Below are 15,004 nucleotides of genomic sequence, written 5' to 3' on the forward strand. Positions count from 1 at the left end.
CCTCTACCCCTCAGCTTGTAACGTCGAGGTACACCGACCGGCCGTCGCTGCGGCGGGACGGCACAGAGCGCAGCACTGCCAGGTGTTGGCCCACGGTCCGCTGCTCATTCTGCAGGCGTTCGATCTCATCGCGTTGCGCGGCCAGAATCTCTCGCGCGCGGTCTTCGAGGTGTGCCGGAATGGGTCCGAGCCGTTCGGGTCCGACCCAGGGGGCCGCGGCTGACGCGCCCCGATCGGCGGGACGCGCTCCGGGAGCGAGCGCTGCTTCCATTACGGCCAGGATCTCCTCCCAGCGGCCGGAGTGGCTAGGCAATGTCCAGCCGTCCGCCGACCGAGCCAGAAGCGTTGTGGGTAGTGAGCTCCCCCGCCGCCTCATACCAGGCGGTGCGCAGCGGCTCCAGCAGTGTGATGCATTCCCGGGTACGTTCGACGTCGCGTCGCACGTTGGCCGCGATCAGTGCGTTTGACACGTAGGTGTAAAGACCGAACAGTCCCGGCCCGCCGTCCCACGCATCTACCTTCAGAGACGATGTGAGCTCGGCGATGATCGCCTGCGCGTGCAACAGGTTCTCGGATGCCACGGGCCAGATCTGCGACACCTGTGCCGCTTCGGCCCGGTTCAGATCGACGAGCAGCCGGTCGTACAGCATCGTGAGCAGTCGAACCGGCGTCGCGGACAGGATGGCATCCCGGTTGTATTGAGAACGCTTCGCGCTGATGCTCGCCATCGTTGCCATGGATTACGCTCCGCTCGTCGGTAGGCCGGCCAGCTGCGACGTCAGCCAGGATGATTGGGAGTTCATCTTGCTCAGTTGCACCTCAAGAGCCGAATATGTTCGCTCCAGTGAGGCGCGCCGGGTCGCTAGCCGACCGTCCCAATCCTCAATCTGATTGTTCATGTCGGTGACCAGACCCTGCCGGCCCTTGATCTGGCTGGTGATCTGCCCGTCGTATTTGTCGGATGCCGCGGCAGCCGCCACCTGGAGGCGCGACGAAATCTCCTGCACCGCGGCCTGAGTCGCGGTCGGGTCAGCCGCCAATGCAGCGGCAAACTTGTCGGCGTCGAATTCCATCGTGCCATCACGGGTAATACTGATTCCGAACTCGGACGGCGATTTGCCGTTCACGGGCGCCGACGCGGCAGAGAGGATCCTCTGTTCTACGTCCCGCACGGTGCTCTCTCCCGTGAAGACGCCGCCCGATACCTTCGGGGCCCCACTGGCATCCGTGGAGTTGGTCACCGCGGTCTTCGTGGAGATGTAGGCCAGCACGCCGTTGACGGAGTCGACGAGACTCTTGGCGGTCGAGCTGATGGAGGCGTCGTCGCGAGCTACCGTGACGGTGATCGGGTCCACGGATGTTGCGGACACGGTGACCGAGACGCCTGGCAGCAAGTTCGAAAAAGTATTGGTGGTCGACGTGATCGGCGTATTGCCCCACAACGTGACTTGGGCGTCCTGGGCAGTTCGAAACTCGGTGAGCGTCGCTGCTGTGCCCGAAACCGTAAACGCTCCGTCAGCGCCGGTCTTGGCGGCCGTGAGCTGTACCCGATACTGGGTTTGGCCGGTGCCTGGATCGGTGCCAGCCGCGACCTTGATCGCCGCAACCCCAACGCCGGCGGAATTGATTGCGGATACGACATCGTCAAGCGAGGTAGAGGCAGCCGTGATTGTTGTAGCTGTACCATCCGCAGCAGTGATGGTGAGGCTCGTGTCGGGCCAGCTGAGCATTGGATCGGACAGGGACACCTGCGACTGTGCCAGTCGATCGACGACTACGTCGATCGAACCAGCAGTCGCGCCCAAACCAACGGATGCGGTGAGTGTCGTGGAGCTGCTTGTTGCCGTATAGAGGTCCGACGCCGTGGGTTTGGCAGTCTTAGCGGCGAGCGTTGCGAGTTCGGCAACCTTGCTGTTGAGCCCTTGGAGGGCGCTGATCATGCCCTGGGTTGCGGAGACTTTGTTCTTCAGAAGAGTCTGCGGAGCAGCTTCCACCTGCATGAGCGAGTTGATGAGGGACGTTGTGTCCAGTCCGCTGACGAGTCCGTCGATGGCCATTGACATGCCGCTGCTCCTTCGCTCGTGTTTGCTCAGTGTTCAGTTGGTAGAGGTACGGAATGCCTGACGGCGACCGAGAGGCGAGGTCCAGGTCGTCCCTCGGTCGCCATCAGGCATTGTCCACAGTTCAGCTGCCCGCTTAGCGCAGGAGCTGCAGGACGCCCTGGTTGGACTGGTTCGCCTGCGCGAGCATGGCGGTACCGGCCTGGGACAGGATGTTCGCCCGCGTGTAGTTCACCATCTCCGACGCCATGTCGGTGTCCCGGATCCGCGAGTTGGCTGCGGACAGGTTCTCCTTCGACACGGTCAGGCTGTTGATGGTGTGCTCAAAGCGGTTCTGCACGGCACCAAGCTCCGAACGAGAGGTCGAAATGCTCGTGATTGCCGTGTCGACGTTAGCAATCCAGGCGTTCCAACCGGCTGCGTCGTCTGTTGCCTTGGTCCCGAGGGTGGTCACCATGCCAGCAACGTCAAGAGTCGACAAGTCGACGGCGATCTGGTCGTTGGTGCCCGTTCCCGCCCCGACTTGGAAGGTCAGGTTGGCACTGCCGTCGAGCAGGTTGATCCCATTGAAGTTCGTCGATGCTGAAATCCGAGTGAGTTCATCGGTCAGTGCCGTAACTTCAGTCTGAATCGCCGCGCGCGAGTCGGTGTTGTTCGAGTCGTTAGCCGCCTGGACGGCCAGGTCACGAACACGCTGCAGAATCGAGTGCACCTCGGTGAGTGAACCTTCAGCGGTCTGGACGACGCTGATGCCGTCTTGAGCGTTGCGAGCGGCGACGGTGACGCCACCGATCTGCGACTTCAGCCCCTCCGAGATCGCGAGTCCAGCCGCGTCATCCGCTGCGCGGTTGATGCGGAGGCCGCTGGACAACTTCTCCAGCGACTTGGACAGGTCGTTCTGCGTGTTGGACAGGTTGCGGTACGAGTTGAGCGCCGCGATGTTGGTGTTGATTTGCATACCCATGATGAATTCCTCCGTGATTGGGTCGTGAACTCCGGCCCATCCGTGGTCCGGCACCTATAGCTATCGGCTCCCGCGGTTGATGCGTTAGGAGTTTCTCGGCTGTTTTCTGGCGAAGGCTGATCGACTACGCGCGCGCCAGGAACATGGCCGGCTCCGCGCGCTGCGCTGACCGTGTGAACCCGCCCAGGGTGTGCTCGGCTAGGGCGGAGAGGTAGGCAACTCGACGTGCCGGCGCGACCCGCGACTCCGGCACGTAGTCAGTCTCGGCATCCTGGCCATAGTGGGTTCCCAGGCCATCGCGCATCAGACGGATTGCCTCGGCACGTTGCTGCGACACCGCGGAATGTGTGGCCCCGAGCTCGACCGCGAGCTCCTTCACCGTGCGGTCTTCGAAGTAGATCTGCTCCACGATGTAGCGCATCTTCTCCGGCAGTGCCTTCACGGCCTCGCGCAGGTAGGTCAGCCGCTCCGACACCAGCACGGTCTCCTCGGGGGTGGCGGTGTCGGCGACCAGGTATTCGGCAGTCGTGTCGTCCAGTGTTGACATGGTGCGTGCGGCATCCGCCAAGGCTCCCTCGGCCACGGAGCGTTCCACTCCCAACGCCGCGGCGATTTCGTCGGTGTTGGGCGTGCGCCCGAGCGCATGAGTCAAGGTTTCGCGTACGGACAGAGCCTGTTTGATACGGCGACGCGCCGCACGAGGAGCCCAGTCGTTGGAACGCATCCAATCCGCAAAGGCACCGACGATCCGCCGGCGGGCAAACGCACCAAACGGCACACCGAGAGCAGGATTGAACGAATCGGCCGAGGTGATCAACGCCAGTGCACCGGTGGATGCGAGGTCGTCGCGCGAGAGGTGCGTCGCTTTGGCACACACGTCCGAAACAAGGTAGCCGACCAGCGGCAAGTTCTCGACGACCAACTGGTTGCGTTCTGACCGATTCAATTCCTGGACCCCTGAACATTGGTAACGGTTCCTATGGCTAAGCAAGCGTTACGACGTTGAGTTTCGGGTCCTCAAAGAGCAACGGATTCCGATGAATCTCGGTCAAGAAATCCTGACTAAATCCCACCGAACTGCTCTCGTTCCTGATCCTAGGATTGGGCACTTAACCGAAGCCACCTCAAAAAGCCCCCAGTCTGGGGTAGGCCGCCCGCCCAATTAGGGGGGTACGGGTGCCGAGAAACGACGCAAATCCCGGCTCTTCAGTGCACCATTAGCTAACATGGGCGCCAGGCCAGCCGATAGTTCCTACGAACGAGGTGAAGTCCATGCATCTGCATGACGGACTAGGAAGATCTCCCGCACCGCTGTCATCAGAGAGTTGGAGCATCGATGAGCGCGCATGAGCTTTCGGCACTGCTGTGGCGAGAGAGAGAGTTGCTCGAGCTGCTCGTCTTCAAGCTCGAAGAGGAGCAACTGCTCCTGATGACCGCCGGGAAGGCACGCTGGCTCCAGTTCGCCACCCGCGAAGTCGAACAGGTGATGGAGCGCGTGCGTGAGGCCGGACTGGCCCGGACCGTCGAAGTGTCGAAACTCGCCGCCGAGTGGGGGTCCGACGAAAACGCCACGCTTCGAGAGCTGGCCGACCACGCCCCGGCCGACACGTGGGCCGAAATCTTCCGCGCACACCTCCAAGGGATGACCGCCCTCACCAAAGAGATCCAGGAACTGCGGGACGTCAACGAGCAGTTCCTGCGCACCGCGATGCGCTCCACGCAGGAGACCATGGCCGACATGGACAAGGAGTCGACCACCTACGACTCCCGCGGCGCATCGGATGCCCCGGTCGCCGCCGCCCAACTCTTCGACCGGACGCTGTGAGGCCGCGATGAGTACCTTCAGCGGTTTGAATACGGCATACACCGGCTTGACGGCAGCCCGTCAAGGCCTCAACGTCGTTGGCCAGAACATCGCCAACGTCAACACCGACGGCTACACTCGCCAGCGCGCCACGATCACGGCGACGGGTGCTCTGGCCAACACCGGCTACCTCACTACCGCGGTACGCGTGGGCCAGGGCGTTTCCGTGGATGCCATCGCCCGGCTCGGTGATATCCACCTCGACACCCGAGTACGCGCGACCACAGCTATCTCCGCCTACACCGATGTGCGCGCGGATGCGATGAGCGCTATTGAAGGCACGCTGCAGGAGCCCGGCGAGAACGGCTTGGCAGCCCAATTGCAGGCCTTCTGGGCCGACTGGCAAGACCTCTCGAATCGCGCCGGTGAAGCACCACCGGCCCAAGTGTTACTCCAGCAAGCCAATGTGGTCGCCGCCCAAATCGCATACGGCTACAACGACATCAAGACCCAGTGGTCACAGCTGCGCACGGATGTCGGCAGCATGGTCGCGCAAGTCAATGACGCCGCCGTGCAGGTGGCCGACCTCAACGCGCGCATCCGCTCGACCGTCGCAGCCGGCGGCTCCCCCAACGAACTCATCGACCAACGCAGCACCTTGATGACCACGATCGCCGGCCTGGCCGGCGGAAGTATTCATGAGAACTCCGACGGCACCATCGATGTGCTCATCGGCGGAAACGCCATCGTCTCCGGCGACACGGCGCGTTCACTCGTCGCACTCGGCCCCACCGACCTTGAGGGCGCGACCGCCACCGACCAGGTACGAGTGGCCTGGACCCACAACCCGGCCCAGACGGCAAGCCTCGATGGCGGACGCCTGGCAGGCGCGATCTCGGTGCTTGCAGCGGCGGATGCAAGCGGTCCGGGCGGCGAACTGGTGCAGGCAGCAGCGTCGTACAACGAGTTCGCTGACGCGCTGGCACAAAGCGTCAACACCGCGCATGGCCTGGGTGTCACGCCGAGCGGCGCGGCCGGGGGTGCGTTCTTCGACTTCGCGCCAGGTCTGGCGCACGCCGCCGGCCTCACGGTCGTTCCGACTAGTGCGGCCGACATCGCAACCGGGGCACCCGGAGCCGGACCCCTCGATGGCTCCAATGCCGATGCCATCTCCCAGATCGGCCAGGCCGTCAACTCGCCCGACAGCATTTGGGCAAGTTTCGTTTCGAGAATCGGCGCCGCAACGAGAACCGAACTGCAGCGCGCCAGCCTCGCCGACCTCACCGCAACTTCCGCCAGCAACCGTCAGCTGGCCAACTCCACGGTTGACCTTGACGAGGAGAACATCAATTTGCTCAGTTTCCAGCACGCCTACCAGGGTGCCGCCCGAGTCATGACGGCAGTCGACGAGATGCTCGACACCCTGATCAATCACACCGGCCTGGTGGGGAGGTAACCGATGATCACCCGAGTCACCAATCTGACATCCATGCAAGCGGCACAGCGCAACCTGCAATCCGGCGCGACCAAGATGGCGAAGCTGCAAGACCAGGCATCCAGCCAACGCGCGATCAACCGTCCCTCGGACGACCCAGCAGGCACGGTCGAGTCCATGCGCATCCGGGCCGCACAGCGCTCCAACGACCAATACGCCCGGAACATCGACGACGGGAACGGCTGGCTGACCACGATCGATTCGACCCTGGGGCGCGCGTCGGACATCATGCGCAGGGTGCGCGACCTGACCGTGCAGGGTGCTAACGACGGGGCCATGTCCCCCACGGCGAAAGAGGCCATCGCGATCGAACTGGTGGGGCTCAAGGAAGACCTGATGGTGCAGGCCAACGCCAAATACGCGGGCCGAACCGTGTTCGCCGGCAACTCGACTGCGGGTGCCGTATTCGACGAATCGTCGACACCGCCGTCGTACGCCTTCAGTGGGGCCGGAAATGGCCCAGTCAACCGCAGAATCGGCGCTGACACGACGGTGCAAGTGGATGCGGACGGTGGAGCCGTATTCGGCATTGGAAACAACTCCGTGTTCAAATTGATCGATGACATTGTCACGAATCTGCGCACCGGCGCGGCCAACGTCGGAACGCAGCTCGACGACATCGACGCGCATATGGCGACCATGGTCAGCGAGCGCGCAGCCGTCGGGGTCCGCCAGTCCCAAGTCGAGCGCGCAGAGGGAGCAAATTTGGAGAAGTCGGGAGCACTGGAGGCCCAACGAGCCGGGGTCGAGGACATCGACCTGGGCCAAGTCATCTTGAGCCTCAAGCTGCAGGAAGTCGCCTACCAGTCCACCCTCGCGGTGACCGCCCGCGTGCTGCAGCCCACGCTGATGGACTTTCTCCGTTGAGCGCCACGCTGACGTTCCTCGCCCCGCCTCCTGGTCTGGCGCCACTCGTGGACTTCACTCTCGACGAGATCGAAGGCACGGAAGGCCTCTACGCGCTGCGGGCAAAGGCGGATGCGAACCGTCGCCTCTTCGTGCTCGACGCCGCCGTGCACCTTCCGGACTACACCCCGGTGCTCTCCGACGAGCAAAGCCAGGCGCTGGATATCTCCACTCCCGAGAACGTCCTGCTGCTCGTCGTGGTCAACCCCAGCGAATCCGGAACGACGGTCAACCTCATGGCCCCGATCGTGGTCAACGCCACCACGGGGGTCTGCGTGCAACTGATCCTCGACGACCAGGACTGGCCGCTCAGAGCCGAACTGAGCACCCGTTCCGCCTGACGCCCACCGGCGCCCAGAGCTGAGAGAGATATACCTCCTAGCCGGGTATTTAGGAGTACCGTTGCGCCCAGAACTACGATATTCGTCGTCCGTCAGCGCCGATATCTCGAGTGCCGATTTGTCGGCAACGGGCGAGGAGCACACCGTCGCGACGCGCTGACACACGTTCGAGGCGGCACTCCCTCCACACCACCACCACTCCTCGAACCCCTTCAGGAGATGTTCCATGCTCAAGGAAATGGAAGCGGTCGCGGTACTGCCGGCATCCGACCTGCAGCGCGCCCGCACGTTCTATCACGACATGCTCGACCTTGATCCGACCGAACAATACGGCGACAACCTTGTCTACCGTGTCGGTAACGGTTCAACATTCGAGCTCTATGAAACGCCGAACGCCGGCACCGCCCAGAACACCCAGATGTGTCTCATGACCGACGACCTCGACGCCGAAATGGCACAGCTGCGGCAACGCGGCGTGATATTCGAGGACTACGACATCCCCGGACTCACCACCGTCGCCGGCGTCGCTACCGAAGACAACATGAGGACCGCCTGGTTCCGCGACAGCGAGGGAAACTTTATCTGCATAAGCCAACTGATCTGAACGGGCCTCGCGGATGTGCGCACCGCAGCACGCATCCGCGAGGTGCCGCTCGTGGAGTCATACGGCCGGATGCGCACGTAACCAGGCGAGCACCTGCGCAGCGTGTTCGTTCGGCGGGAACACCGGGTAGAACACGTGCTCGATGACGCCGTCTCGCACGACGAGAGTCAGTCGCTTGAACAGCGTCAGGCCTCCCGCCTCGAAGGTGGGCAGCCCCGGATGCTTCGCCAACTGTAAGTCGGCGTCGGAGAGCAACGCATAGGGCAATCGGAGCCTGTCAGCCGCCTCGTGCTGGTAGTCGATGTCGCGCGCCGAGATGCCGAACACGGCGGATGCGCCAGCATCGATCAGTTCGGCGTGTTGGTCGGCGAAGTCGCACGCCTCGCTCGTGCACCCGCGGGCGCCGGGGATGGCGTCCCAGCCCTCCGGCAGCGTTGCGCCGGGCCGGCCGGTCATCGGATATACGAAGAGGACGGTGCGACCGGGCCCGAGGTCGTCGAGGGCAACACTCTCGCCGGCGGTGCTGGGCAGGCTGACCTGCGGGGCGGGAAATCCCGCGAGGTGGTCGGCGGCCCCGTCGTCCTGGGGCACGGGCAGGTCCGGTGGTAGTTCCAGCAGGTTCGACATCAGCGTCCTCTCGATAGGCTTCCTCTCATTCTGCTCGGGATTTCGACGAGACCCCTACCGCCGCAGCGCCCTTCGCGACAGCGCGTTGCCAAGCATCTGCCCAGCCTGCACGATCACGATGATGACCACCACGGTGATGTACACCGACGTCCAGTTGTAGCGCTGATAGCCGTGTGTGATCGCGAACTCCCCGAGCCCGCCCCCGCCGACCAGCGCTGCCTGGGCTGACATGTCGACAATGCCAACGTAGATGAACGTGTAGCCGAGAATCAGCGGACCCAGACCTTCCGGGATGAGCACCTTCACGATGATGTTCCAGGGTCCGGCGCCGACCGCTCGCGCCGCCTCGATCACTCCGGGATCCACCGTCACCAGGTTCTGCTCCACGATGCGCGACACCGCGAAGGATGCCGCCAGCGACAACGCGAACACCACCGCGTTGGTGCCGATGGTGGTGCGCACCGCGAGCAGGGTCAACGGTCCGACCGCAGCCAGGAAGATGATGAATGGGATGGGCCGCACGATATTGACCACGAGGTTGAGCACGAAGAACACGGCCCGGTTCGCGAGCAGGTTTCCCGGCCGCGCCACATACAGCCCGACGCCCATCGCGAGCCCGAGGAATCCGCTGACGATCAACGACACGATCACCATGTATAGCGTCTGCCAGATGGCGGCGGCAAAGGTGGGCAGGTCGACGAGGAAGTCGTTCATCTCAGTCCTCCTCCACCACGGTGACGCCGCGCATCCGGAGCTGTTCGAGCGCGGCGGTGATGGCGCGGTACTCGCCGGTCAGTTCGTAGGTGAGGCTGCCCACCGAGCGATCCTGCAGCTCACTGATGCCGCCGAACACGATCTCCGCGCCGACGCGGTGGTCGGCGAACACCGACCGCAGCGTGTACTGGAACCCGGGTGACTCCTGCAGTTCGACGGTGACGATGGTGCCAGGATGCTGCTGGCGCAACCGCGCCAGCGTCCGGCCGGAGGGACGGTTGCGCAGCACCGAACGCACGAACCGGGCCGTGATATCGCTGCTCGGTCGAGAGAACACGTCGTAGACCTCACCGCGTTCGACGATCCGTCCGGAATCCATCACCGCCACCCGGTTGGCGATGCTGCGGATCGCTTCCATCTCGTGGGTGATCACGACGATCGTCACACCGAGGTCCCGGTTCACCCGACGCAACAGTTCGAGCACGTCCGCGGTGGTGTCGGGGTCCAGCGCGCTGGTCGCCTCGTCCGCGAGGAGAAGCTGCGGGCGGGTGGCCAGCGCCCGCGCGATCCCGACTCGCTGCTTTTGTCCGCCCGACAGCTGCTCCGGGTAACTGTGCGCTCGCGGCAGCAGCCCCACGAAGTCCAGCAGTTCAGCCACCCGCCGGTCCCGCTCCGGCTGCCGCATCCCCGCCACCGTGAGCGGGTACGCGACGTTGCCGGCCACGGTGCGCGAATGGAACAGATTGAACTGCTGGAAGATCATCCCGATGGTGCGGCGCTCCCTGCGGATCTCTCGCTCCGGCAGCGTCGTGAGCTCCCGATCGGCCACGAACACCTTCCCCGACGTGGGTTGCTCCAGAGCGTTCATCAGCCGAACCAGGGTGCTTTTGCCCGCCCCGGAGTATCCGATGATCCCGAAGATGTCGCCCCGTTCGATCTCGAGACTCACGTCGTCGACCGCGGTGACCGGTGCGTGCGCGGAGTTGACCGCCGGGTAGGTCTTCGTGACGTGCTCGAGGCGCACCAGTGCCGTCATGCCGATGATCCGTTACCTCTTGGCGGCCTTGGCATCCGCCTCGACCTTCTCCAGATCCGCTTGCAGCTGCGCGGCCGAAGTCGTGCTGAAGACTGCCGTTCCGCTGTTCGCAGCCTGGACTTGTTTCTCGATCGTCGCGTCGTGGTAGAGCGCCACTAGCTTCTGGAACAGCGGATTGGCTGCGTCCTTCGCGCGCGCTGCGAAGATGTTCACATAGGGCGCGGCGGCGGCGCTGGCCGGGTCGTCGTGATAGATCGCTTTCGACTGGGGCAGTTTGGCGTCGACGGCGAAGTTGTTGTTGACGATGGATGCGTCGGCCGAGCCGTTTTGCAACGCTACTGCCGTCTGTGCGGCGTCGACGGCGAGCACGTTCACCTTGTGGGTCTGGATGTCGGCGGTGCTGGAGAAGGCGGTACCGCCGTCCTTGAGGGTGAGCAGGTGCGCCGCTTGCAGCACCAGCAGTCCGCGGGCCTGGTTGATCGCGTCGTTCGGAATGGCCACTTGCGCGCCCTCGGGAATCTCTTCGACAGACGCGTACTTGAGGGAGTACAGCGTGAGCGGGTACACGGCCGTTGCGCCGACCGGGCGCAGCGTGTCGTGGTTGCTGACGTTGTAGTCGGCGAGGAACTCGATGTGCTGGAACTGGTTGAGGTCGAGTTGTCCCTGGCTCAGCGCGGGATTCGGCTGGCTGTAGTCGGCGAAGTTGACGAGCTTGACGGACACGTTCAGTTGCTTCTTCACCAGCGCGGTGTAGGCCTTCCAGTAAGGCTGCGCCGCGTCGGCCACGCCGATCGTGACCGTTTTTGCGCCGCCGGCACTCTCACTGCGGCTTGTACTGGTCACCGCAACGGCCAGCACCACCGCGATCGCGATAGCGCCGGCGATACCAGCAACGATCCAGCCGGTTTTCTTGCGCGGCGCTCTCTCGGGTAGTTGTGGGCTGGCGGCTGATTCGCCGGCCGGTGATGTGGTCTCGGACATGACGATCCTCTCGGGTGGAAACGGATGATGATGCGGGCACCGTAATCGGCCCCGCAAACCCAGCATTGCCAACCCGATCACGACCACCTAGTTCTGTTCCGAACTGTGACCATTCGTGACGTAACATTTGCTTTTGCGGCCGGCTGGGAGGAAGCTCACCGGAAATCACGGCACAATGACGTCATGGAGCGTGTCGACACCGTCATCGTCGGCGGCGGCGCGATGGGGCTGTCGGCAGCCTGGCACCTGGCGCGCCGCAGCCGGCAAGTGCTGCTGCTGGAGCGCGAGACGATCGGTCACCTCGGCGGCGCCTCGCACGGGTCGACCCGCAATTTCAATCAGGCGTACTCCGACCGCCGCTACGTCGCAATGCTGGTCGAATCCCGCCGGCTGTGGCGCGAACTCGAGCGCGAAAGCGGCACAACGCTGCTCGACATCGTCGGCATCGTCAACCACGGCCGTAACCAGGCGTTCGATGACGTGCACGCTGCCCTGTCCGCGGCGGGCATCCCGGCGGAGTTCCTCCCAGCCGCGGAGGCCCGGGACCGTTGGCCGGGCATCCGGTTTGATTCGCGTGTGCTGTACACGCCACAGTCCGGCAGGCTGCGGGCGGATGCCGCTCTCGCCGCGCTGCAGCATGGCGCGATCGCACTGGGCGCGGACATTCGGCAGGGCACCCAGGTGACCAAGCTGGCCGTGCAGGGCGACGGCCAGGTGCGCATCACCACCGACGATGCACAGTTCGACGCCCGACGGGTGATCGTCACCGCCGGAGCATGGACCGAGAAACTGATCGGCAACGTCGTCCCCCTGCCGAGGCTGGTCGTCACGCAGGAACAGCCCGCTCACTTCGCCGCACACGATGCCGCGGGACCGTGGCCCGGCTTCAACCACTACCCGACACCGGGAGATCGCTCGTACGAGTACTGGCCGTCGCAGATCTACGGGATGCAGACACCCGGCGAAGGGATCAAAGTCGGCTGGCACGGGGTCGGACCTGTGACCGACCCGGATGCACGCACCTTCACGGCGGAGCCGGTGCAGCTTGCCGCATTGCGGCGTTACGTGCACGAGTGGCTACCCGGCGCCGACCCGGACACCGCGACCGAGCTAAGCTGCACCTACACGACCACACCGGACACGAACTTCGTCCTGAAACGGTTCGGCCCCATCACGGTGGGCGCAGGCTTCTCCGGGCATGGCTTTAAGTTCACGCCCGCCGTGGGCCGAATTCTCGCCGATTTGTCGGACAGGGATCTGTGATGGCCCGCCGCGACAGACGGAACGAGCACCCCCAGCCTGATGAACCCGGTTTCGGTCCGGTGCGCGAGCTGTTGGCCGGCACGATCGGAGAACTCAACGCCCGCGGGATTCATGATGAGGCGCTCGGCGTGATGAGGCCCGCCCATCGCATCCTGGGCCTGACGCGTCCTGCCGTGATTGTGCGCGCCGGGCGGGCCTGGCGGCTGGGGGTGCTGCTCATCGACCGGGAGTGCCGGCTCTACGCGACCGGGAGGGTGACCCGGGCGGTCACGCCGAAGCGCGGGGTGGCGGATCATTCGCTCATCGCGGATGCCAGGCGAGAAGAGCAACGGGCGGCCGTTCGCGGCTCGTTCGGCGAGGGCGAGGTGGTCAACTTCGGGTACTCCCCCATCCCTTTCGACGAGAGCAGCCTGTTGGCAGGCACTGGGCCGCTGTCGATGGAGGGCACGACCGTCACCGTCCGGTGGGACACCAGCAGCGGCGGCCGCGGAAGCGCACCGCTGAAGGCCTATATCGCCGAGCGGATCAGTCTCCTGACCCTGGACTGACGGACCCGCTGTAGCCAGAAGCGGCGACGACGCCTAGGCTGACGCCATGCCAAGGATGCCAGTCCTCGCCTTCAGCGGGAGCCTCCGGAGCGGTTCGCTGAACTCGGCCCTGCTGATCGTGGCCGAACGGGCAGCACCGAACGTGAAGTTACTCGGCGGCGAACTGATCGCCGAACTCCCGTTGTTCAATCCCGATCTGGATGTCGCCGCAACCGGAGCCCCCGCGAGCGTGCGGCGATTCCGCGAATTGGCCCGAGCGGCGCAGGCGGTGGTGATCGCCTCCCCCGAATATGTTTACGCGCCATCCGGGGTCACCAAGAACGCGCTCGACTGGCTCAGCGGATGCGGCGCGCTGGATGGCAAACCCACGCTGCTGATGAGCGCGTCCCTGGGGCAGACCGGCGGCATCCGCGGGTTGGTCGCACTGTTCCCGACACTGCAACTGCTCGGTGCCGTGATCATCGATCCGGTCAGCATCTCGCGCGCCCAGGACCGACTGGATGCGCTCGGGAACGTCTTCGATCCGTCCGTGTACCAGCGGATCGAGTTCGCGATGGACGACCTGCAGGCAGCAACCGAGCCGGCCCGGTCGGCCGCCGCCACTCGCCGTTGAGTCTTAGCCCTACGAGTCGTAGCGCGCAGCTACGGGAGGATGTGCCCGGCGGTGGTGAACAGCCGGTACCATTCCTGACGGCTGAGCGGAATCTCAGACCCCGCGGCGGATTCCCGCACCCGTTCCGGTTTGGTCGTTCCCAGCACGACCTGCATGTTGGCCGGGTGTCGGGTGATCCAGGCAACCGCGATGCCGGTCGGCGTTAACCCGTGGGCGGCGGCGATCTCGTCGAGCACATCGTTCAGTTCCGGGTACGCGTCCCGGTCGCCGATGAAGACGCCGTCGAAGAAGCTCTTCTGGAAGGGTGACCAGGCCTGCAGTGTGATGTCGTTCAGCCGGCTGTAGTCCAGGATGCCGTTGTCCCGGTCAATCGACTGATCCAGCCCGGCCATATTCGTGGCGATCCCGGCCGCGATGAGCGGCGCATGGGTGATGCTCAACTGCACCTGGTTGAAGGCGAGCGGCTGCTTCACCGAACGCTTCAGTAGCTCGATCTGTCCGGGTGTCTGGTTCGAGACGCCGAAGTTGCGCACCTTTCCGGCAGTGTGCAGCGTGTCGAACGCCGCTGCGACCTCGTCCGGCTCGACCAGGGTGTCCGGACGGTGCAGCAGCAGAACATCAAGGTATTCGATGTTCAGGGCCGCCAGCGATTCGTCGACCGACTGCAGGATGTGCTCCTTGGAGAAGTCGAAGTAATCGTCGCCGATGCCTACCTTGGATTGGATGATCACCGACTCGCGCTCCGCCGGCGTGAATCTGACGGCGTCGCCGAATCGCTTCTCGCATCCGTGCACCTCGTTTCCATAGACATCGGCGTGGTCGAAATAGTTGATGCCCACCTCGCGAGCCGTTCCGACCAGGGTGCGGACGGCCGAATCGTCGAGGTCGGCGATCCGCATCATCCCGAGGACGATGTTGGAGGCGTGGAGGTTGATCTGCGGGGGCGTGAATGTCTTCATGGAGCCATCCTCGCGTACTCGGCCGGACCGCGCATTTGGGCTTTGGTGAAACTTTCACACGATTGTGGCGTCATAGTTCGGCGTTGGAC

General features: G+C 64.3%; 18 protein-coding genes. 8 read left to right on the forward strand and 10 right to left on the reverse strand.

From position 1 onward, the window contains the following. Positions 1–10: 10 nt before the first annotated feature. From ABFX56_RS01190 to ABFX56_RS01210, 5 genes are all read right to left on the reverse strand, one after another. The gene (locus tag ABFX56_RS01190) at positions 11–313 is read right to left on the reverse strand and encodes a hypothetical protein (protein WP_346231449.1); all 303 of its coding nucleotides are present in this window, start codon (positions 311–313) and stop codon (positions 11–13) included. Further along, a complete protein-coding gene (locus tag ABFX56_RS01195; RefSeq protein WP_346231450.1) occupies positions 306–737 on the reverse strand; it encodes a flagellar export chaperone FliS in 432 nt (143 codons plus the stop codon). The genes ABFX56_RS01190 and ABFX56_RS01195 overlap by 8 nt, the downstream gene beginning before the upstream one ends. 3 nt (positions 738–740) lie before the next feature. Continuing rightward, positions 741–2,063 carry a flagellar filament capping protein FliD gene (gene fliD / locus ABFX56_RS01200; protein WP_346231451.1) on the reverse strand — a complete coding sequence of 441 codons (1,323 nt, stop codon included), beginning with the start codon at positions 2,061–2,063 and terminating at the stop codon, positions 741–743. 133 nt (positions 2,064–2,196) lie between these two features. Continuing rightward, positions 2,197–3,024, reverse strand: a complete 828-nt coding sequence (locus ABFX56_RS01205; RefSeq protein WP_346231452.1) for a flagellin N-terminal helical domain-containing protein — start codon at positions 3,022–3,024, stop codon at positions 2,197–2,199. 124 nt (positions 3,025–3,148) lie between these two features. Then, complete coding sequence (locus ABFX56_RS01210; RefSeq protein ID WP_346231453.1) at positions 3,149–3,970, reverse strand: sigma-70 family RNA polymerase sigma factor; 822 nt, start codon at positions 3,968–3,970, stop codon at positions 3,149–3,151. A 390-nt stretch (positions 3,971–4,360) separates the two neighbouring features. Between ABFX56_RS01210 and ABFX56_RS01215 the strand changes: the two genes are divergently transcribed. The 5 genes from ABFX56_RS01215 (at position 4,361) to ABFX56_RS01235 (ending at position 8,174) form a co-directional block, all read left to right on the forward strand. Further along, positions 4,361–4,849 (forward strand): flagellar protein FlgN, encoded by a 489-nt coding sequence (locus ABFX56_RS01215; RefSeq protein WP_346231454.1) that lies wholly within the window; start codon positions 4,361–4,363, stop codon positions 4,847–4,849. A 7-nt stretch (positions 4,850–4,856) separates the two neighbouring features. Continuing rightward, positions 4,857–6,284, forward strand: a complete 1,428-nt coding sequence (gene flgK, locus ABFX56_RS01220; protein WP_346231455.1) for a flagellar hook-associated protein FlgK — start codon at positions 4,857–4,859, stop codon at positions 6,282–6,284. A 3-nt stretch (positions 6,285–6,287) separates the two neighbouring features. Then, entirely contained in the window at positions 6,288–7,190 is a 903-nt protein-coding gene (flgL, locus tag ABFX56_RS01225) for a flagellar hook-associated protein FlgL (protein WP_346231456.1), read from the forward strand. Beyond that, the gene (locus ABFX56_RS01230; protein WP_346231457.1) at positions 7,187–7,570 is read left to right on the forward strand and encodes a flagellar assembly protein FliW; all 384 of its coding nucleotides are present in this window, start codon (positions 7,187–7,189) and stop codon (positions 7,568–7,570) included. The genes flgL and ABFX56_RS01230 overlap by 4 nt, the downstream gene beginning before the upstream one ends. Positions 7,571–7,808: 238 nt before the next feature. After that, complete coding sequence (locus ABFX56_RS01235; RefSeq protein WP_346231458.1) at positions 7,809–8,174, forward strand: VOC family protein; 366 nt, start codon at positions 7,809–7,811, stop codon at positions 8,172–8,174. Between the two features lie 57 nt (positions 8,175–8,231). Here the strand turns inward: ABFX56_RS01235 and ABFX56_RS01240 are convergent, their stop codons facing one another. From ABFX56_RS01240 to ABFX56_RS01255, 4 genes are read right to left on the reverse strand one after another with little or no spacing between them, the layout of a single operon-like run. Then, positions 8,232–8,801, reverse strand: a complete 570-nt coding sequence (locus ABFX56_RS01240; RefSeq protein ID WP_346231459.1) for a peroxiredoxin — start codon at positions 8,799–8,801, stop codon at positions 8,232–8,234. A gap of 54 nt (positions 8,802–8,855) precedes the next feature. Then, the gene (locus ABFX56_RS01245; protein WP_346231460.1) at positions 8,856–9,515 is read right to left on the reverse strand and encodes a methionine ABC transporter permease; all 660 of its coding nucleotides are present in this window, start codon (positions 9,513–9,515) and stop codon (positions 8,856–8,858) included. A gap of 1 nt (position 9,516) precedes the next feature. After that, complete coding sequence (locus ABFX56_RS01250; RefSeq protein ID WP_346231461.1) at positions 9,517–10,551, reverse strand: methionine ABC transporter ATP-binding protein; 1,035 nt, start codon at positions 10,549–10,551, stop codon at positions 9,517–9,519. A 12-nt stretch (positions 10,552–10,563) separates the two neighbouring features. After that, the gene (locus ABFX56_RS01255) at positions 10,564–11,532 is read right to left on the reverse strand and encodes a MetQ/NlpA family ABC transporter substrate-binding protein (protein ID WP_346231462.1); all 969 of its coding nucleotides are present in this window, start codon (positions 11,530–11,532) and stop codon (positions 10,564–10,566) included. Between the two features lie 183 nt (positions 11,533–11,715). On the opposite strand from ABFX56_RS01255, the gene ABFX56_RS01260 reads away from it, so the two are divergent. Genes ABFX56_RS01260 through ABFX56_RS01270 form a run of 3 tightly spaced genes read left to right on the forward strand, consistent with a single transcriptional unit; the run spans position 11,716 to position 13,956 of the window. Continuing rightward, entirely contained in the window at positions 11,716–12,795 is a 1,080-nt protein-coding gene (locus tag ABFX56_RS01260; RefSeq protein WP_346231463.1) for an FAD-dependent oxidoreductase, read from the forward strand. Beyond that, a complete protein-coding gene (locus tag ABFX56_RS01265) occupies positions 12,795–13,343 on the forward strand; it encodes a hypothetical protein (RefSeq protein WP_346231464.1) in 549 nt (182 codons plus the stop codon). Before ABFX56_RS01260 ends, ABFX56_RS01265 begins: the two co-directional genes overlap by 1 nt. A 46-nt stretch (positions 13,344–13,389) precedes the next feature. Continuing rightward, the gene (locus tag ABFX56_RS01270; protein ID WP_346231465.1) at positions 13,390–13,956 is read left to right on the forward strand and encodes an NADPH-dependent FMN reductase; all 567 of its coding nucleotides are present in this window, start codon (positions 13,390–13,392) and stop codon (positions 13,954–13,956) included. 29 nt (positions 13,957–13,985) lie between these two features. Here ABFX56_RS01270 and ABFX56_RS01275 read toward each other — a convergent pair whose 3' ends face one another. After that, positions 13,986–14,915, reverse strand: a complete 930-nt coding sequence (locus ABFX56_RS01275) for an aldo/keto reductase (RefSeq protein ID WP_346231466.1) — start codon at positions 14,913–14,915, stop codon at positions 13,986–13,988. Positions 14,916–15,004: the final 89 nt, after the last annotated feature.

This window comes from Parafrigoribacterium mesophilum, from assembly GCF_039652555.1.
Classification (GTDB): Bacteria; Actinomycetota; Actinomycetes; order Actinomycetales; family Microbacteriaceae; genus Parafrigoribacterium; species Parafrigoribacterium mesophilum.